General features: G+C 62.0%; 19 protein-coding genes, 1 pseudogene and 1 riboswitch. Of the genes and pseudogenes, 12 read left to right on the top strand and 8 right to left on the bottom strand.

Features of this window, described 5'->3' with window-relative positions:
- Together M0954_RS20030 and M0954_RS20025 are read right to left on the bottom strand one after the other, a co-directional pair.
- A pseudogene (locus M0954_RS20030) lies at nt 1-124 on the bottom strand (DUF72 domain-containing protein); the annotation flags it as partial.
- 375 nt (nt 125-499) lie between these two features.
- Entirely contained in the window at nt 500-1378 is an 879-nt protein-coding gene (locus tag M0954_RS20025; RefSeq protein ID WP_122158696.1) for a LysR family transcriptional regulator, read from the bottom strand.
- 186 nt (nt 1379-1564) lie between these two features.
- Here M0954_RS20025 and M0954_RS20020 point away from each other — a divergent pair, with 186 nt between their 5' ends.
- From M0954_RS20020 to M0954_RS20000, 5 genes are all read left to right on the top strand, one after another.
- Nucleotides 1565-2674: an alkene reductase gene (locus tag M0954_RS20020; RefSeq protein WP_133893349.1), complete on the top strand. Its 1110-nt coding sequence runs from the start codon at nt 1565-1567 to the stop codon at nt 2672-2674.
- A gap of 57 nt (nt 2675-2731) precedes the next feature.
- Nucleotides 2732-3721, top strand: a complete 990-nt coding sequence (locus tag M0954_RS20015; protein WP_123387542.1) for a zinc-dependent alcohol dehydrogenase family protein — start codon at nt 2732-2734, stop codon at nt 3719-3721.
- Nucleotides 3722-4000: 279 nt separating this feature from the next.
- Entirely contained in the window at nt 4001-4630 is a 630-nt protein-coding gene (locus M0954_RS20010) for a DUF3331 domain-containing protein (protein WP_133893351.1), read from the top strand.
- A 387-nt stretch (nt 4631-5017) separates the two neighbouring features.
- Complete coding sequence (locus M0954_RS20005; RefSeq protein ID WP_297355087.1) at nt 5018-5764, top strand: SDR family oxidoreductase; 747 nt, start codon at nt 5018-5020, stop codon at nt 5762-5764.
- 180 nt (nt 5765-5944) lie between these two features.
- Nucleotides 5945-6340 (top strand): DUF427 domain-containing protein, encoded by a 396-nt coding sequence (locus tag M0954_RS20000; protein ID WP_122158691.1) that lies wholly within the window; start codon nt 5945-5947, stop codon nt 6338-6340.
- A gap of 96 nt (nt 6341-6436) precedes the next feature.
- On the opposite strand, the gene M0954_RS19995 is transcribed toward M0954_RS20000, so the two are convergent.
- The 3 genes from M0954_RS19995 to M0954_RS19985 all read right to left on the bottom strand — a co-directional run bounded on the left by M0954_RS19995 (nt 6437) and on the right by M0954_RS19985 (nt 8717).
- Nucleotides 6437-7192: an SDR family oxidoreductase gene (locus M0954_RS19995; protein ID WP_297355085.1), complete on the bottom strand. Its 756-nt coding sequence runs from the start codon at nt 7190-7192 to the stop codon at nt 6437-6439.
- Between the two features lie 65 nt (nt 7193-7257).
- Nucleotides 7258-7659 carry a nuclear transport factor 2 family protein gene (locus M0954_RS19990; protein ID WP_122158689.1) on the bottom strand — a complete coding sequence of 134 codons (402 nt, stop codon included), beginning with the start codon at nt 7657-7659 and terminating at the stop codon, nt 7258-7260.
- 140 nt (nt 7660-7799) lie between these two features.
- Nucleotides 7800-8717: a LysR family transcriptional regulator gene (locus M0954_RS19985; RefSeq protein ID WP_297355083.1), complete on the bottom strand. Its 918-nt coding sequence runs from the start codon at nt 8715-8717 to the stop codon at nt 7800-7802.
- A 284-nt stretch (nt 8718-9001) separates the two neighbouring features.
- Nucleotides 9002-9115: riboswitch (glycine riboswitch) on the top strand.
- A 41-nt stretch (nt 9116-9156) separates the two neighbouring features.
- On the opposite strand from M0954_RS19985, the gene M0954_RS19980 reads away from it, so the two are divergent.
- The 3 genes from M0954_RS19980 (at nt 9157) to M0954_RS19970 (ending at nt 12297) form a co-directional block, all read left to right on the top strand.
- On the top strand, nt 9157-10389 hold the full coding sequence (locus M0954_RS19980) for a D-amino acid dehydrogenase (protein ID WP_133893354.1): 1233 nt from the start codon (nt 9157-9159) through the stop codon (nt 10387-10389).
- Between the two features lie 97 nt (nt 10390-10486).
- The gene (locus tag M0954_RS19975) at nt 10487-11020 is read left to right on the top strand and encodes a MarR family winged helix-turn-helix transcriptional regulator (protein ID WP_297355081.1); all 534 of its coding nucleotides are present in this window, start codon (nt 10487-10489) and stop codon (nt 11018-11020) included.
- Complete coding sequence (locus M0954_RS19970; RefSeq protein ID WP_297355079.1) at nt 11017-12297, top strand: MFS transporter; 1281 nt, start codon at nt 11017-11019, stop codon at nt 12295-12297. The genes M0954_RS19975 and M0954_RS19970 overlap by 4 nt, the downstream gene beginning before the upstream one ends.
- Before the next feature lie 25 nt (nt 12298-12322).
- Here M0954_RS19970 and speB read toward each other — a convergent pair whose 3' ends face one another.
- The 3 genes from speB to M0954_RS19955 form a co-directional block, all read right to left on the bottom strand.
- Entirely contained in the window at nt 12323-13288 is a 966-nt protein-coding gene (gene speB / locus M0954_RS19965) for an agmatinase (protein WP_133893357.1), read from the bottom strand.
- Between the two features lie 133 nt (nt 13289-13421).
- The gene (locus M0954_RS19960) at nt 13422-14909 is read right to left on the bottom strand and encodes an aldehyde dehydrogenase (protein ID WP_297355077.1); all 1488 of its coding nucleotides are present in this window, start codon (nt 14907-14909) and stop codon (nt 13422-13424) included.
- A gap of 91 nt (nt 14910-15000) precedes the next feature.
- Nucleotides 15001-15552: a cupin domain-containing protein gene (locus tag M0954_RS19955; RefSeq protein WP_122158683.1), complete on the bottom strand. Its 552-nt coding sequence runs from the start codon at nt 15550-15552 to the stop codon at nt 15001-15003.
- 440 nt (nt 15553-15992) lie between these two features.
- Between M0954_RS19955 and M0954_RS19950 the strand changes: the two genes are divergently transcribed.
- From M0954_RS19950 to M0954_RS19935, 4 genes are all read left to right on the top strand, one after another.
- A complete protein-coding gene (locus tag M0954_RS19950) occupies nt 15993-16196 on the top strand; it encodes a hypothetical protein (protein ID WP_074268838.1) in 204 nt (67 codons plus the stop codon).
- Nucleotides 16197-16502: 306 nt separating this feature from the next.
- Nucleotides 16503-17294 carry a gamma-glutamyl-gamma-aminobutyrate hydrolase family protein gene (locus M0954_RS19945; protein ID WP_297355075.1) on the top strand — a complete coding sequence of 264 codons (792 nt, stop codon included), beginning with the start codon at nt 16503-16505 and terminating at the stop codon, nt 17292-17294.
- A gap of 31 nt (nt 17295-17325) precedes the next feature.
- A complete protein-coding gene (locus tag M0954_RS19940; protein ID WP_122159608.1) occupies nt 17326-18660 on the top strand; it encodes a glutamine synthetase family protein in 1335 nt (444 codons plus the stop codon).
- Between the two features lie 35 nt (nt 18661-18695).
- Nucleotides 18696-19281 (top strand): aminotransferase class III-fold pyridoxal phosphate-dependent enzyme (locus M0954_RS19935; RefSeq protein WP_297355073.1); only part of this gene is annotated, 586 nt, incomplete at its 3' end.

Here is a 19281-nt window from a genome sequence, read left to right as displayed (position 1 = left end):
GGCGGCTCGCGTATTCGAGCTCGCGTTTTTGTGTCACATCCTGCGGATAAAACACCCCCCGCCATGGGGCATAGGTCCAGCCTCCAATGCCAACCCGGATTCGCGATTTCGTGCGCGTTGCCATATGCGGTTTTCCTCGTTGTTCTGGTTTGCCTCGCGGCGCTCCGGTGTGGATCCCAACGTTAACAGCTATACCTTGCGTCCATGCAGGCGTGACCTGCAAGTCGGTGTTACATCTGTCTCGCCAATAGCTGCGGATAACACCTGCCGGTCTGCCAGCAGTAGCCTACTCGATCATGCGTCGCTGGTAATGTACACCGGCGCTTTCGCTACGCCGCGGGCAGCCAGTTATAGCGGTAACGCGCTGTCATTTCTGACGGTGTCGGAGGGGGCTAGCCGGGCGAATACGGGGCGTATCGGAGGAGAATAATCTCATTCGCTTAGGAGTCCCGTGCTGTGACTATAAAAATCTCGCCGTGCCGAACGCTGCACCGGCCGGCTACATCAGCAACTCATCCGCCCTCGAAAGAAACAGCTTCAGCAACGCAGACGTATTCGATTTGCTGTAACCGATCACCAGGTCGATCGTCGGCGCCTCGCCTTCGAGCGGGCGGCTTACCACCGACCACGGCAGCAGATTGTTCGCGTACTCCGGCATCAGCGCCAGACCGCGCGTAGAGGCTACTAACGACATCGCCATCGCGAGGTTGTCGACGCCATGTTCGGGCTTCACCTCGATCGCCTTGTCCCGCAGATACTGCAGGATCACCTGATGCAGCACCTTGGCCTTGTTGGTCGCCATGATGAACGGCTCGCCCGCGAAATCCTCGGGACGGATGGTGGCCCGCTCGGTGAGGGCATGGTCGCTCGGCATCAGCACGATCAGTTTCTCCCGGTTCACCACACGATAGTCGAGATCGAAGCCCGGTTCCGCGCGTAAAAACGCGAGGTCGAGCTTGCCGCGCGCGAGCGCGTCGGCCAGATCCGGCGAGTAGTGGCTCGACACCGTCACGTCGACCTTCGGCAACTCCTCGCGCAACACCTGCATCGCGCGCGGCAACCACGTCATTTCTTGCCCCGTCAGAAACCCGAGCGCAAAGACAGGCTTGCTGGGTTGCGCAGCGCGCCGCGCTGCCTCGCCTGCTGCGTCCACCTGCGAGAGCGCGAGCCGCGCGTGATCGAGAAACGCCTTGCCCGCGGCCGTCAGCTCGACCCCGCGCGCACTGCGGCTAAACAGGTCGGCGCCGACCTCCTCCTCCAGATCGCGGATCTGCCGGCTCAACGACGGTTGCGAAGTGAACAACCGGCGCTCGGCCGCGACCGTCAGGCTGCCGGTCTCGGCAACCGCGATGAAATACCGCAAATGGCGTAGCTCCATAGGCCCTCAAATTCGATCCATGCCTGATAGGCATGCCTGTCAGCTTACAAAGTCTTTTAGCTTTCGACAAGACCTCACTACATTACCCATCAGGCGGCGACGTGACGGCAGTCCTCTGAGGACGACGACCCGGGGCCGATTTCAATCCATGCTTGCAATATATATCTACCCAGCAAAGGAAAGATCATGGCTCACTTGTTCACTCCCAGGAAAGTCGGCGCTTATACCCTCTCACATCGGGTCGTGCTCGCGCCGATGACACGCTTGCGCACCATCCAGCCCGGCGACATTCCCAGTCCGATGATGGCGGACTTCTACGGCCAGCGCGCCTCCCAAGGCGGCCTCGAAATCGTCGAAGGCGTCAGCATCTCGATCACAGCACGCTCCTATCTGGGCGCCGCCAGCTTCTACCACGACGGCCAGACGGAAGGCTGGAAGGCCATCGCCAAGGCGGTACATGCAAAAGGCGGCCGCGTCTTCATGCAACTGATCCACGGCGGCCGCCAAAGCCATGTGGAGATGACCGGCGGCGTCGACCCGGTCGCGCCTTCGGTCGTCCCTTTCGACGGCGTGGCGCTGACCAGGGACGGTTTCGTCCCCGCCTCGCCGCACCGCGCGCTCGCGATTGAAGAGATCCCTGGCATCATCGAAGAGTTTCGCATCGCCGCTCAACGCGCGCTCGATGCCGGCTTCGACGGCGTGGAGTTGCACGGCGCGAATGGCTACCTAGTCGACCAGTTCATCCAGGACGGCACCAACAAGCGCACGGACGCCTACGGTGGCCCGATCGAAAACCGCGTGCGCTTTCTCCGTGAAGCGGTCGAAGCACTGATTTCAGTGTTCGGCGCCGGGCGCGTAGGTGTACGGATCTCGCCGTCCGGCGAATGGGGCGGCATCTCCGATAGCAACCCGGAAGCCACCTTTAGCTACGTGGCTAAAGTACTCGACGGTTACGGTTTGGCCTATCTTCACGTGATCGAACCGCGCATCAAGGGAGACGACACGTTGCATGAAGGCCACGCACCGGTAGCGGTGAAGTATCTGCGAGCGCACTTCTCAGGTCCGATCATCGCCGCAGGCGGTTTCGACGGCGCCAGTGCCGAAGCGATCGTCGCATCCGGCGATGCCGACCTGGTGGCTTTCGGTCGTCACTTCTCGTCGAATCCGGATTTGCCGTATCGTCTGCAGCACAACTTGCCGCTCACGCCGTACGTGCGCTCCGCGTTCTGGGGTGGCGACGAAAAGAACTACTCAGACTTCCCGGCTTACGAAGAAGCCGAGACGGTGTGCTCCTGAGCAATCGCCGTCACGCTCAACGCACTACACCAGCAGCACTCACATCACGAGGTTCCTATGTCACGCACTGTCCAGTTTGCCAAAGCCGGCGCTCCCGAAGTGCTCGAATTCGTCGAGCATCCGGTGCGCGCGCCCGGCCCGCATGAAGTTCGCATTAAAGTAAAGGCGATCGGCATCAACCGCGCCGAATCGATGTGGCGTCTCGATGACTACATCGAGCCCGTCAAGTTTCCGGCCGGTCTGGGGTATGAGGCCGCCGGCGTCGTCGACGCAGTGGGCGCGGAGGTGACCGGCATCGCGGCCGGCGACGAAGTCAATGTCATGCCGTCGTTCTCGATGAACGACTACGGCACGTACGGCGAAGTCGTCATCGTGCCGGAACATGCGGTCGTGAAGCATCCCAAGTCGCTGTCCTATGCCGAGGCCGCGTCGGTGTGGATGATGTTTGTCACGGCGTACGGCGCGCTGATCGAAGATGCCAAGGTCACGAAAGGCGACTTCGTCATCATTCCCGCCGCCTCGAGCAGCGTAGGCCTTGCGGCGATCCAGATCGCCAACTACGCCGGCGCCACGTCGATCGCCCTCACGCGGACCTCGGAAAAGCGCCAGCAGTTGCTCGAAGCCGGCGCAGCGCACGTGATTGCCACGGAAGAAACCGACCTGGTGCAAGAGGTGAAACGCATCACGGGCGGCAACGGCGCACGCGTCGCCTTCGACCCGGTCGGCGGCCCGACCTTGACCAAGCTGATCGAGGCGCTGTCCTTCAACGGCATCCTGTACATCTATGGCGCGCTCAGCACCGATGTCACACCGCTGCCGATCCTCGACATGATCGCCAAGGTCATCACCGTCAAAGCTCACAACATCTGGCTGACGAGCGGTGACGAGGCCCGGCGCAAGACCGCGGTCGACTATGTCCTGAAGGGGCTGGAAAGCGGCGCGCTCAAGCCGGTAATCGACCGCACCTTCAAGTTCGACGAAATGGTTGAAGCCCACCGTTATCTGGAGAAAAACGGCCAGTTCGGCAAGATCGTCGTCACTGTCTGAGCACAAGGGGCGCGTCGCCGCACCCCTTTATTGTTGGCGGAACCCAAACATTGTTTTCAGGGAACGCACATTTATCTCGCGCGAGCCGGCCGATAAGATGCGTTCGAGGGTGTCGCCAATGACACCAGCCTTCCGCCTTCAGCCCCGTTGTGCCGCCCGCCGTCACGACGGGCGTTCGCGTCTTTGCGACGTGCCGCGGGGTTGCCGCGTTCAGCCGTCCCGACACGTCGGGGCAGTCAGCGGCGGTCCCGGGGAGCGGAATCAGATAAAGGATTCGACGTGAACGTTACAGGACCCGAGCCAGACCTGGCAGCCACGATGAACGCGCCTTCGGGGCGCAGTCGGCACCTGAAGGCCGATGCGGCGCAGCGTAACAGTGTGGTTGAACGTGCCTTTTCGAGCGCTGGCGACGCGCTGGCGCGTCCCCGCCTCGCAGATCCATGGGCAGTCGTGATTGCAGGATTGAAAGAAAGCGCCTTGTCCACGCAGGACGAGGTGCGTGATAACGATCTGGAAGAAGCGGCGAGCGCCGGCCGCACGCAAGGTGCGCCTCGCCGGTCCGCGACGCGCTCAGGTCGCGATTGCGCCAATCCGGCGCGCCGTGGCGCGGCGGCTGATCGTTCGCGGGGTAGGCCGGCCGACAACAAAAGCGCTGTGGTGACGTTTGTCGAGCGTTTCACTGCCAAATCGGTTTCGATTACGTGGCGCGACTCCACCGCCGCCAACTACTGCGAACAGTTGTGGATTCGCAGGATCGCGCGCTCGCAGGGCGTCTGCGCCATCACGGGATCCAGCATCGTGCGCGGCGACGCGGTTTATGGGCCAGCGGGCCGGACGGCGGCACGGCCGGCCAATGCCGCGCAAATGGTGCTGGCCGAAGCGATCCACGAACTCGAAGCGTCGGTGTAACACGCATCGAGTCTGCAGGGTGACCTGGACACGCGGCGACACAGCAGCGCGGCCAGATCATGAGACTGTGGCTGCCTGGAGGGTTTTTTGACCTTCAGGTCATGCATGCCCCACATGCTTTCATTTACCCGACACTTCCCCATAGCACGCCGGATTGGGCCACCCAGCGCCTACCATGCGGCGTCGCGCCCGCACGACATGCCCACGAGGCATGCCCACCAGCCCACAAAGTCTTTTTCCTTTGAGCTGTGCACCCCTAAATTAGCTCTCATGGCAGCGACGCAAAGGTCCACAACCGCCGCGTCACAGCTCTGATCTACCGGATGACGAACATGCATCCGAACTTCACAAAAGCACAGCAGCTTTCAACCGCACTGGAGATTGACCATGACTAGCCTGACTGGAAAAACCGCCCTCGTCACCGGCGCTTCGCGTGGTATCGGCCGCGCCAGCGCCCTCGCACTCGCCAAACAGGGCGCAGAGGTCCTGATTCATTACAGCAGTGGCGAGAAGGAAGCCGACGCTGTCGTTGCGGAGATCCGCGCAGCCGGCGGCAAGGCGCAGAAGGTCGGCGCCAATCTGCGTGCGGCAGACGGTCCGCACAAGCTGGCAGCAGCGGTGCGCGAAATCGTCGGCGAGCGGCTGGACGTTCTGGTGGCCAACGCCGGCATCTCCAAGGCGGCGAGCATCGAAGACACCACCGTTGAAGATTTCGACGACCTGTTCGCGGTGAATGTACGGGCGCCCTACTTCCTCGTGCAGCAGTTGCTGCCGGTGCTTGGCCAGGGCAGTAGCGTCGTGCTGCTGTCGTCGCTTGCCGCGCATTCCGCAGTGGGCGCGCTATCGGCGTATGCCGCGACCAAAGGCGCGGTCGATACGCTCGTCAAGCATTTCGCCTCCGCACTCGGCGAACGCGGTATTCGTGTGAATGCGGTGGCGCCGGGCGTAGTCGCCACCGACATGTCGAACTTCACGAAAACGGATACCGGTCGCGACATCACGCTCGGCATGCAGGCATTGAAGCGCATCGCGCAGCCCGATGATATCGCCGGTGCGGTCGCGTTCCTCGCCTCCGATGCAGCCCGCTGGATTACCGGAGATACGCTGCGCGTCGACGGCGGCTCGAAGCTCTGATTGAACATCTATACAGCGGCCACCTTCGGCTATTCTGGAAGACGAGCGCGCGTATATTGACTTCATGCCGTTTGCCGCCTGAGCCCTGAAACCTCGCGCTCTGAGCGGCAGCGGCCCGCAACACCCGTCTCGCCGAGCGCGGCCCACGCTGCCAGGCGAATCAACCCAAGGAGTGTTTCAATGTCAAGCAACCTGAACCAGACAGGCAAGACCGTCAAGATTCCAGGCGCCGATCATCCGATCACCGTCGAGCCGAACCCGGCACGCATCGTCGTCAAGCTCGGCGGCAAGGTGATCGCCGACACCCGCGAAGCGTTGACGTTGCGCGAAGCGGCCTACCCTGCTGTCCTGTACATCCCCAGGAAAGACACGGACATGACGTTGCTGGAACGCACCGAACATACGACCTATTGCCCGTACAAGGGCGATTGCTCGTACTTCTCGATTCCGTCCGGCGGCGAACGCTCGGCGAATTCGGTCTGGACCTACGAACATCCGTATACGGCCGTCGCGGCAATAAAGGATCACCTCGCCTTCTATCCGGACCGGGTGGATTCCATCGAGGTACACGCCTGAGCGCGCGAACTTCACGACTTCAAGGCTTACCGCGTGAGCCGCCTTCCGGCTGCCTCACGCGGTCTCTCTCTTCAACGATCTTCCACAGGCGACAGATCACGCGCCAAACACCTCGACCATCTGGGCGTTAAACCCGTTCACGAGTTCATGTTCACCCGGCCCGGGATTGCCGCGGAACAGCGTGGCCGCGTCCACCAGCACCTCATTGGTGTCCGTACCGAGCACTGCGATAGTCTCGTTGATAAACACATCCAACGGCATCGCCTGCTCAGCTTCGCGGCTGTTCATCAGGTCGGTGCGCACCCACGGCGGCGCAATTTCCAGGACCCGCACCGTGGTATCGCGCAACATGAAGCGCTGCGACATGATGTATGAATGCAGCGCCGCCTTGGTCGACGAATACACTGCAGTCACGGCCAGCGGCACGAACGCCAGCACTGAGGTCGTATAAGCCACCACCGCATCGTTCTTCGTCTTGAGATGATCGAGCAGCGCCGAGGTCATGCGGATCGGCCCGATCAGGTTGGTCTCGACGGTAGAAACCAGCAGCGCGTCATCGATCCGGCCCGCAGCGCTATCCGGTTGCATGATGCCGGCGTTATTGATCAGCACATTGAAGTCAGGATAGTCGCGGATCAGTTGCGCCGCTGCGCGCTCGATACTGGCTGCGTCGGTCATGTCCAGCTCGATGGCGGCCATGCCGGGGTTGGCTGCGACCACGTCGTCGAGAAGGCTGCGACGGCGTCCGCTAATGATCACCTTGTTGCCGCGCTGATGCAGCGCCTCAGCCAATGCGCGCCCGATGCCCGAGGTGCCGCCCGTGATAAGAATCGTGTTTCCTGTGATTTTCATGATGGTGTCCTAAATAATATTCAAGGGATTGCGGTTTCGGTTTCCAATGCTTCCGGGTTAGGACTTCATTCCGGAAAACTGTCGCCGAACATCGGCAGTCCGCTCACGGACTGCTCCCTGGTTGCTTCGTCCTGCAATACGTCCCAGTGCTCCGCGAGCTTGCCGTCTTCGAAGCGAACCACGTCCGCGGCAATCCATGCGGCTGGCCTGCCGCTGCCGGAGAAACGGCCATGTGCGATCACGTAGTCGCCTTCGGCCACGATCAGCTGGTTCTCGTAACGCAGCGTTTCGGGCAGCGTGCGGATCAGGTCGAACAGGCCGTCGCGTCCCGGTGCAATGTGCGCGCTATGCTGGATGTAGCGGTCGGACCAGAAGCGTTCGGCCGCCGCGTAGTCGCGCTTGTTGAAAAGCGTATCGAAAGCCTCGAGGACGAGGGCCTTGTTCTGCTCAGGGGTGGTTTTGCTCATGTCAGTCTCGATAGATGAAAGTAAGCGAATCGAAGCACCGCCGGACATCTCAAACGTCGACGGAACGCAGAGCCGGAACGGTTGCGTCGTGAAGGTAAAGATAACGGCGACTGAGCGTCGGCGGTAGCCGCTCTTTTTCGCTATCTCTTATGTACGCGGCGCATAGATGGCCGCCCTTCCCGGCGCAGATCAGCCATGAGATGTTCGACAACCGCCCGCCCTGCCGCGCGGGTTGCCCGCCCCATCGGAAAGTACGCGTGCACAGGAACGTCTTCGGTCTTCCAGCCGGCCAGCAACCTGACGAGCGAACCATCGTCCAGTTCGCGGCGGCAGGCCCATTCGGTCGTGGAGGTAATGCCGAGGCCGGCTACCGCAGCGGCAACGGCGCCCTCGTTTTCGTTGGTCGAGAAATGCGCTTCGAGATCGATCACCACCTCTTCGCCGGCACGCTCGAATTTCCAGCCCGACGGGACCACCGACGCCGGTCCGCCGACGATGCGATGCCGCGCCAGATCCTCCGGCCGCCCCGGTGCGCCACAACGGTCAACATAGTCGCGCGAGGCGATGATCACGCGCTGGATCTGGGTAATCAGCGTGGCCGTTGCGCTCGAATCAACCAGCCGTCCAAGCCGGATAGCGACGTCCACCGCGTCTTTGACGAGATCCTGTGGACGGTCACCCAGCAAAACCTGCAGGCGTAGTTCGGGATGAAGTTCGAGAAACGGCGTGAGACGCGGGATGACCTCGCGAATCGCCACGCTGGCCGGCATGCTCATGCGCAGCATGCCGCGCAGTTCGCCGCCTTCGCGCACGCTGTGTTCGGCGTCTTCGAGCGCGATCAGGATTGAATCGAGGCGCGCGAGGAATTCGGCGCCGGCTTCGGTCAGCACGACGGCACGCGTGGTCCGCGTGAGCAGCCGCGCGCCGAGGTCGGTTTCCAGATCGGCGATGATGCGCGATACCTGCGATTGCGACAGCCCGCATTCGCGCGCCGCAGCGGAGAAGCTGCCAAGGCGGGCGACGCGGGTGTAAAGCTTGAGGGAGAGGATGTCCTTCACGGTGTCTGTAGGTAGTTGTTGGAGGCGGGTGAACCTGGGCAAAGGCTATACGATTGATGCATGATTCGCAAATGTCCGGCGAGCCCGGTGCATAGTTGCCAGGTAGCGTGTCGTCCTGACGTTCGAACCAGGCCGCATTGCAAAAATCGCTTGCCGTATCTTTTGGGAAAGGCTACCTTTACGCCGTTCTACACGCTGTCGCGGGAGAGACTGTCACGCCGAAAGGCGGTGGCGGCGCCGACGGAGCAACCGCCCCGGAAACTCTCAGGCACAAGGACCGCCCAGCGGGAACATCTGGAGAGCGGCGCTTTCAGCGCCCACCGAAGGGGATTTCCGTCCGCCCGGCAACGGGCTGCGCACGGGAAGAAACTCTCAGGTACATGGACAGATGGGGCATGGAAGCCGGAAACGGCCGTGCTCACTCACTCTGGACCATGACATGTCACGTATCGCCATCATCGGCGCCGGCATTACCGGCGTCACGACCGCTTACGCCCTTGCGCAACGCGGCTTCAACGTCACCGTGTTCGAACGCCACCGCTATGCTGCGATGGAAACCTCGTTCGCCAACGGCGGCCAACTCTCGGCCAGCAACGCGGAAGTGTGGAACAGCACCGCTACGGTCCTCAAAGGCTTGCGCTGGATGCTGACACGCGACGCACCGCTCCTGCTCAATCCCCTGCCGAACTGGCACAAGTACTCGTGGATGGGTGAATTTCTGCGGCAGATTCCGCACTACCGCGCGAACACCATTGAAACCGTGCGGCTCGCGATTGCCGCGCGGCAGCATCTGTTTTCGATGGCCGAACGCGAGGGAATCGACTTTGACCTCGAACAACGCGGCATCCTGCATGTATATAAAACCCGTAAGGAGTTCGATGCAGCCGCGAAGGTCAACGCGTTGCTCAAGGAAGGCGGCCTCGAGCGCGAGGCTGTGAGCGCAGACGAAATCCACCGGATCGAACCCGCGCTTGACGGCACCTTCCACGGCGGCTTTTTTACGCCGTCCGATTCGACCGGCGATATTCACAAGTTCACGCGCGGCCTTGCTCAGGCATGCGAGCGCCAAGGTGTCGAATTCCATTACGACGCGGAGATTGCCTCGATCACGCGTGACCAGACCGGCGCGTTCAGCATTGCGGCCACGAAAACGGGGCAGCCGTTTCAGCAGTCGTTTGGGCGCGTTGTCGTGTGCGCCGGCGTCAAGAGCCGCGAATTCGCCTCGATGCTGGGCGACCACGTTAACGTCTACCCCGTCAAAGGCTATTCGATCACCGTCTGTCTCGACGATGCCGCAAGCCAGCAAGGCGCCCCGTGGGTCAGTCTGCTCGACGACAGCGCGAAGATCGTTACCAGCCGCCTGGGCGCCGATCGTTTCCGCGTCGCCGGGACCGCCGAGATCAATGGCTTCAATCGCGATATCAGGGCCGAACGGATTGCGCCGTTGGTCGACTGGACGCGCCGTTATTTTCCGCAGGTGAATACGTCACGCGTCATACCATGGGCCGGTTTGCGGCCTATGTTGCCGAGCATGTTGCCGAAGGTGGGCAAAGGACGTTTGCCCGGCGTGTTCTATAACACCGGACACGGGCATCTCGGCTGGACGCTTTCGGCCGCGACCGCCGCGGGTGTGGCGGATGTGATCGAACAATCGAACCAGCGCGCGGCCTAGCCATTTTTGACTGCTCAAGGCATCAAAAGTAGCTTGCAATATCTCCTCAACGTGTGCAACATGCATATATGCACCATGCACACGTTTAGGCATCGTCATGACGCAGCGCACCGAAAACCTGCTCGGCGTACTCGCCTTGCTGGTGACCGACGAGATGAACGCGCAGAACACCGCGGCCGCCCTCGCCGGCCCCACGGCGCGCGCCATGCTCAATGCCGTTGGCCAGTACCCCGATTCGTCCATCGAAGTGCTGCGCGACGCGGTAGACCTTTCGCATCCGGCCGCAGTCCGTGCGGTGGCGGGGCTCGTCGAAGCGGGTCTGATCGAGAAGAAGCCCGGTGCCGACAAGCGCGCTGTGGCGCTCGCCCTCACCGCCGCCGGCAAGCGTGAAGCGAAGCGCATGCAGACCGCGCGCGAACGGATGTTGCAACGCGTGGTCAGCCGTCTTGACGAGGACGAACGCATCGTGTTCGAAGACCTGCTGATCAAGATTCTCTGGCATGAAACGCGTGATCCGGCGCATGCCATGCAGTTGTGCCGCCTGTGCGACGAGGGCCCTTGCCTGAAGGCTGGCTGCCCGGTCGAATGCCGTGATCAGGGCTTGCCCATGCCACAGCGGGGCGGCGCATGAATCCCGCGGTCCCGGCGCGCTGGCGTGCGATTGGAGCGCTGACTGCCGTGTCGGCACTCACGCAAATCGGCCAGTTCGGCATCGGCTTTATGGTCTTGCCCGTCTGGTTGGCCCATCAAGGGCTCGACGCGCCGCGCGCCGGGTTGTTTTCCGCAACTCAGTGGGCCGGCATGTTTGCCGGGTTGCTGTCGGCACCGCGGCTGGTCGAGCGGTTCGGCGCCAGGCGCACCGTGTTGCTCGCGCTGGCGGCAACCGTCATCGCCTTCGCCAGCATCCGCGCGCTGACCTGGCCTCTATGGATCGTCCCAGGCTTTCTGCTCGGGCTCGGCATGGGGCTGCGCTGGATCGCGAACGAGACCTGGCTTTACCGCCTGGTCCCTGCGGATGCTAGCGGGCGCGTGGTCGGCATGCACGAAGCGTTGATCGCGGTCGCAGGAGTGATTGGGCCGGCGCTTGCCGCGTGGTACGGGGTCGACGGGCCGATCATTTTTATGGCCGGCGCCGCGTGCACGTTCGCGGCGGCCATACCGCTCTGGCTGGCAGGTTCCGATGCCGCCGATGACGCAAACACGCAAAGCAGCCAACTCGCTCGCGCGTCCGGAGCTAATGAAGTTCTTGAGGATACCGAATCTGACGAGGCCGCTGATGCCCTCCAGACCACCCGGTCCGCTCAATACGCCGCCAGCAAGCAGGCAAACGGTATCGACCCGCTGATCGCCCTGGGCATGGTAGTCGTGGTGGTAGGCGGCCTGGGCGATGGCGCGCTATTCGGCCTCTTTCCCCTCTTCGCCAATGGCCGTGGCCTAAGCGTCACACAGACCGCCACACTGCTGACGTGTTTCGGTGTTGGCGGCATGGTCCTGCAGTTTCCGGTCGGCTGGCTAGCCGATCGCACCAGCCTGGCGACGGCGGTCATGGTTTGCGCCGCAATCAGTGCGCTATCGATTGTCTCGTTCGGACTCGCGGCGCCCGCTTCATGGCTGCTCGGCGCGAGTGCGCTGCTGCTAGGCGGTCTGAATAGCGCATTCCTCACGCTCGGCGTCTACGCAGCGGCCTCCAGTGCAAAGGTCGCGCTGATCCGCAATATGCGGCTGATTTCGCTGACTTTCTGCGCCAGTTCGATTGTCGGCCCTTTGCTCGCCGGTTTCGCAATGAACGCGCTCGGCAACGACATGCTGATATGGCAATTGGCGCTGGCAAGCGGCGCACTCGCCGTCTACACGCTGGGTCTGCTCGAAGGCCGGCGTCAGCCGCGCGGAGCGTCCTCCACGAGCTAACGCCAACGTCAGTGCCGCTAAAGCATCAACGTGTACCGGCTACCTTGCGTTGCCGCCACAGGCACAACACATCGCACGCAATATGCGCCGCCGCAATCGCGGTGATTTCACTCTGATCGTAGGCCGGCGCCACTTCCACGACATCTGCGCCAATCAGATTCACACCCGCCAGGCCGCGCACAATCGCCAACCCTTGCGCCGACGACAAGCCGCCCGCGACCGGCGTGCCCGTACCCGGTGCAAAGGCCGGGTCGAGACAGTCGATATCGAAGGTCAGATATGCGGGACGCTCACCGACAATCGACATGATCCGCTCCACCGCGGCCCGCGTACCGTGCTCGTGCACCCACGCGGCATCGAGGATATTGATGCCCATGAAGTCGTCGTTCCACGTGCGGATGCCGACTTGCACCGAGGTCTGCGGATCGATCAGGCCGTCCTTGACTGCCTTGTAGAACATCGAGCCGTGATTCAGGCTGTCCGGGCTGTCATCGGCCCAGGTATCGCAGTGTGCGTCGAAGTGGATCAGCGACAGCGGTTTGCCATACTTCTCGGCATGCGCGATCAGCAGCGGATAGGTAATGTAGTGATCGCCACCCAGCGTCAGCATCTTCGCATCCGAGCGCAGGATCGTGCGCGCGTGCTCGACGATAGCCGGCTTGATGGTCAGCGGATTGTGCGCGTCGAACCAGCAGTCGCCGTAATCGGTCACGGCGAGATCGTCGAACGGATTGAAGCCCCACGGATAGGGGTGCAACTCGGACAACTGCACGCTTGCCGCACGCACTGCAGCGGGACCGAGGCGCGCGCCGGAGCGAAAGGTAGTCGCCAGATCAAGTGGAACACCTGAAATAGCCGCGTCGACACCGTCGAGCTCGCGCGTGTACTTGCGCCGCATGAACGACAGCACGCCCGCATAGGTGTTTTCGATCGAGGACCCGTAGAGGGACGGACGGCGGATCGCGCCGTCGCCATAGAGAAGTTCAGTCATGGGATGACCTGATAAAACATGCCGGCAACACGCGCGAGGTTTCCCGAGGTTGTACGCGTCTCGCCTGGCTTCGGATTCATTGGGAACGCGGCGGTGCCGCAATGGCACACCGCCGCGCTGGCTTGCGAATCCTTTAGCGCAGCCGCACCAGCGTAGACTTCAGCTCGGTGTACTTCTCCAGTGCGTGCAACGACTTGTCACGGCCGTTGCCCGATTGCTTGTAGCCGCCGAACGGGAAGTTCATATCTCCCCCTTCGTCGTAGCAGTTGACCCACACAGTGCCGGCTCGCAGGCTGCGCGCCATTTCGTGAGCGGTGGTCAGATTCGAGGTCCAGACTGCAGCGGCCAGACCGTATTCACTATTGTTGGCAATCCTGATGGCTTCTTCCGCCGTATCGAACGTGATGACCGAGAGCACCGGCCCAAAGATTTCTTCACGCGCAATTTTGGCATCGGCCTGGGTGTCGAAAATGGTCGGTTCGATATAGTAGCCACCGCTCTCCTGCTTTACACGGCCGCCCCCGAGCAGCAGCTTCGATTCCGCGCGGCCCGCTTCGATATAACCCAGCACGCGGTCCAGTTGCACCTGGTCGACGATCGCGCCCATCGAGGTCTTCGGGTCGAGCGGATTGCCCGGCGTATAACTGCGCGCAGCGGCGATCAGCTTGTCGAGGAACACGTCCTTGATGTCGCGATGCACGAGCAGGCGCGAGCCCGCCGTACACATCTCGCCCATGTTGTAAAAGATCGCGCCCGCGGCGGCGTTAGCGGCGCGGTCGAGGTCCGCACAGTCCGGCATCACGATGTTAGGCGACTTGCCGCCAAGTTCGAGCCACACGCGCTTCAGATTCGACTGCCCGGCGTACTGCATGATGAGCTTGCCGACATTGGTCGAGCCGGTAAAGGCGAGACAATCCACGTCCGGATGCAGCGCGAGCAGCTTACCCGGCTCACCGGCGCCCGGCACGACGTTGAACACGCCCGCCGGAATACCGGCTTCGTGGGCAAGTTGCGCGATACGGATGGCCGTCAGCGGCGACTTCTCAGAAGGCTTCAGCACCACGCTATTGCCGGCCGCCAGCGCCGGGCCGAACTTCCACGACGCCATCAGGATCGGGAAATTCCACGGCACCACCGCTGCCACCACGCCGATCGGCTCACGCGTCACCAGTCCCACCAGATGGTGGTCGGCCGGGGCCACTTCGCCGCCGATCTTGTCGATCGCCTCGGCAAACCATTCGACGCAGTACGCGGCGCCCGGCACGTCCACCGAAGTCGTATCGCCGATCGGCTTACCGGCGTCGAGCGTTTCGAGCAGCGACAGCTCGTCGAGGTGTTCGCGCAGCAAGCCGGCCCAACGCAGCAGGATGGCTTTGCGCTGGCGCGGATTCAGCCCGGACCACACACGCGAATCGAAAGCGCCGCGCGCAGCGGCAACCGCTGCGTTGACATCGTCCGCCGCGCTATCGGCCACCTTGACGAGCAGCTTGCCGTCAATCGGGCTCAGGCAATCGAAGGTGCGCCCGTTCGCTGCGTGGCGATATTCGCCGTCGATAAACGCGCGGCCTTCAATCGAAAGCGTTGCGGCCTTGTCTTGCCAGTACGCCAGAGTTTTTTCCATCAGGATGCCTCAGTGTTATGCGTTCGACGCCCGGCGTGAGAGCAGCCCTCGCAGCCATCGCGAGCGTCGCAACGACGTTGACGCGGAAAGTCTAGAAGCTCGGCGGCGAATTCGCCGAAACGATTTCGCAGACGTGTTCCGCGCTGGGATTGCGAAAACGATGCGGTAAGCGGCTTTCGAAGTAGTAGCTGTCACCGGGGTCGAGCAGCCACGTGGCGCCTTCCACGGTCAATTCGATCTGACCACTGACGATCACGCCGCCCTCGTGTCCGGTGTGGACGAGCATTTCCGGCCCAGTATCCGAAAGCGGCTGGTAGACCTCGCGCAGAATGCCCATGTTGCGGTCTTTCACGCTGGAACCTGCGAGATAGAACTCGATCGACTCGTTGCCGAGGTTAGGCATGTCCGCGCGGCGCGACACCACGGAGCGGTCGGTTTCCACTTCGAACGTGAAGAACTCGGCGAGGCTCATCGGTATGCATTCGAGCAGCTTCTTGAGCGACCCGACCGAGGGACTCACCCGGTTCTGTTCGATGAGCGAAATAGTGCCATTCGTGACGCCCGCCCGTTTGGCCAGCTCGCGCTGAGACAGGCCATTCTTCTTACGGATGTACTGCAGGCGGGACGCAACTTCGATGGACATCGTTGCACTCTCAGAGTGGATGAACCAGTTTAAGGAACAAGCAGGATCGCGCAAGGCTTACGCGAGTGTTGAATATTCTAATCACTTTAAGGCCGCCGCTGCTGGGGAAAACCCTTTGAAGGATTCGAAATACCGGTTATCGCAATACGCATACCCAACCCACGGGTTTTGGCCTATTGCCTCGGGTAAGCCCTGATAAATCTTTTATAAAAATGATTTGACGGCAATATTGGCTCGTATATGCTGGTTCACAGGCGGTCGTCATGCCAACGTCACAGATCCTCGAACGAGTGTTTTGCGACGGAGCGAAGCAGATTCGCTACGGCACCCGGCGATCATCCCGCGTCACGTTTCTTTAAACGCCCTGTGCGTTTCCTGAGCGAGGCGTTCAATACTTTCAACGCCGCTAGTCGAGTGTAATCGTGAGAGTCCGAGGCCCTTTGGTTAGGTGGGAACGCAGTCAGGCGAGATGTCTTCGTCCTGAAGGCACCATCGCCGACGGCAGCAACGGCAGCCTTGCGTTTCGCCGCTTTCTGTCCGTCTTCACGATCCTGTCCCGCCGTTCTGTCCGACGCCACAACTCCGTCTCTGCGCGCGCTTTCATAGCGGTTCGCACGGACGAAGTCGCCTCGCTGCTGCCGTAGCGCCTCTCCCCTATTTACCGTTCGGTTCACCTGTTTGCTTGAGCGTGCAAGAGTGCCCTTGCCGGCACCTGCGCTTGTGCATGCGTCGTGTCGTCTGTTGTCCGCGCATTCATATCCGTTGCGCCAGGTAATGGGCTGAATCGAACGGTCTTCCTGATAGCAATGCGCGGCATGGTCCGCTAACGACCCCCGCCTGCACTTCTGGTGGCTTTGCGCCCTGCGCACGGCTGCGGAATCGTGCCGCGCCTGTTTTAACGTTGTTCGTGCCGCATCCCGCGGGGAACAAACACGTCCATTCAATTAGTCATGCGAACCAGACCTCTGGTCGGCATCAGCGCCGACAGAACGATGATGGGAGTGCACCCGTCGCACACGGTCGGCGAGAAATATATCGCTGCCGTCGTCGACGGCTCACAGGCGCTGGCGATGCTGCTGCCCGCGCTCGGCAACCGTCAGGCCGCTGCCGACATTCTGGCGACAGTCGACGGTTTGCTGTTTACCGGCAGCTATTCGAATGTCGAGCCGCACCGTTACGGCGGCGACGCCAGCGTACCGGGCACGCTGCACGATGCGGCACGCGATGCGACGACGCTGCCGCTCCTCGCCGCAGCGATCGACGCCGGTGTGCCGGTCCTCGCCGTCTGTCGCGGCTTTCAGGAAATGAACGTGGTGTTCGGCGGGACGTTGCATCAAAGCGTTCACGCGGTGGCGGGCTTGAACGACCACCGTGAGAACAAGGAAGACGAACTGGACGTGCAATACGCACCGTCGCATTCGATCGCGCTGATCGAGGGCGGCCTGCTGCAGCGCCTTGCAGCGGGAGCGAATGAGGCTCGTGTGAATTCCTTGCACGGACAAGGCGTCGAGCGGCTGGGCAACGGCCTCGTGGCCGAGGCCACTGCGCCGGACGGATTGATCGAAGCGGTGAGCGTCAGGAACGCGCGCGCCTTCGCTCTGGGTGTGCAGTGGCACCCCGAGTGGAAGCACGCGAGCGACGCGCTGTCCACCGCGATCTTCCGCGCGTTCGGCGATGCATGCCGCGATCGAATGCGCACCAGGGCCGGCTATGGCGCGGCATCCGCCGCCACGCACGCCTGAGCTGGTCCGCGCAAAAACTGAGAGAACAATCATGCACGACATCGACGAATTTCTGAAGCAACACCGCATCACCGAGATCGAAGCAATCATTCCCGACATGGCCGGGATCGCGCGCGGCAAGATCATTCCGCGCAGCAAGTTCGAATCCGGGGAATCCATGCGCCTGCCGCAAGCGGTGATGATCCAGACCGTCACAGGGGACTATCCGGAGGACGGCTCACTGACCGGCGTCACCGATCCCGACATGGTCTGCGTTCCCGACGCTTCGACCATCCGCCTGATTCCATGGGCGATCGACCCCACCGCCCAGGTGATTCACGATTGCGTGCACTTCGACGGCACACCGGTCGCCATCTCGCCGCGCCGGGTGCTGCGACAGGTGCTCGAACTGTACAAGGCCCGTGGCTGGAAGCCGGTCATTGCGCCGGAACTCGAGTTCTATCTGGTCGACATGAACAAGGATCCGGATCTGCCGCTGCAACCGCCGATCGGCCGGACCGGGCGTCCGGAGACAGGCCGCCAGGCGTACTCTATCGAGGCGGTCAACGAATTCGATCCGCTGTTCGAAGACATCTACGAGTACTGCGACATTCAGGAGCTCGAAGTCGACACGCTGATTCACGAAGTCGGCGCGGCGCAGATGGAAATCAACTTCATGCACGGCGACCCGCTCAAGCTCGCGGACAGCGTGTTCCTGTTCAAGCGCACAGTGCGCGAGGCTGCGCTGCGTCACAAGATGTATGCAACGTTCATGGCCAAGCCGATGGAAAACGAGCCGGGCTCGGCGATGCACATGCATCAGAGCCTGGTCGACGAGGAAAGCGGGCACAACCTGTTCACTGGCCCCGACGGCAAGCCCACACAATTATTCGACGGCTATATCGCCGGCCTGCAGAAATACACGCCAGCGTTGATGCCGATTTTCGCACCGTACATCAACTCCTACCGCCGCCTGTCCCGCTTCATGGCGGCGCCGATCAACGTGGCGTGGGGCTACGACAACCGCACGGTGGGCTTCCGGATTCCGCATTCGGGGCCGGCTGCGCGGCGCATCGAAAACCGCATTCCAGGCGTGGACTGCAATCCGTACCTCGCCATTGCCGCTACGCTCGCGGCCGGCTACCTCGGCATGACGCAAAACCTGCGGCCCACCGAGCCGCTGATCAGCGACGGCTACGAACTACCCTATCAATTGCCGCGCAATCTCGAAGAGGGCTTGACGCTGATGGGGACGTGCGAGCCGATCGCCGAAGTGCTCGGCGAGAAATTCGTCAAGGCCTATCTGGCGCTCAAGGAAACCGAGTACGAAGCGTTTTTCCGCGTGATCAGTTCGTGGGAACGCCGGCATCTGCTGCTGCACGTTTAAGACGCGCCTGTGCAAAGAGAACAACTGGAGGCAACATGAGCTACAGAACAGAAGAAGTCGCGTACGTGCAACCCGCCCAGCCGGCGGCAGCGGCGCAGGTCGCGCAACAACGCAGTACTGCGGAATATCGTGCGCTCGATGCGGCGCACCACATTCATCCGTTTTCAGACATGGGTTCGCTCAACAAGGCTGGCAGCCGCGTGATCGTGAAGGCCAAGGGCGTGTACGTGTGGGACTCCGAAGGCAATCAGATCATCGACGGCATGGCGGGTCTGTGGTGCGTGAACGTCGGCTACGGCCGCAAGGAACTCGCCGACGCCGCCTACCGGCAGATGCTGGAACTGCCCTACTACAACACCTTCTTCAAGACCACGCATCCGCCAGTGATCGAACTGTCCGCGCTACTCGCGGAACTGGCGCCGGCGCCGTTCAACCACTTCTTCTATTGCAACAGCGGTTCGGAAGGCAACGATACCGTGCTGCGCATCGTCCATCAGTTCTGGGCAACGCAGGGCAAGCACGCGAAGAAATACGTGATTTCGCGCAAGAACGGTTATCACGGTTCGACGATCGCCGGCGGCACGCTCGGCGGCATGGGCTACATGCATGAGCAGATGCCGT

Source organism: Paraburkholderia sp., from assembly GCF_026225065.1.
GTDB lineage: Bacteria > Pseudomonadota > Gammaproteobacteria > Burkholderiales > Burkholderiaceae > Paraburkholderia.
This window is presented reverse-complemented; position numbering and strand designations above follow the sequence as displayed.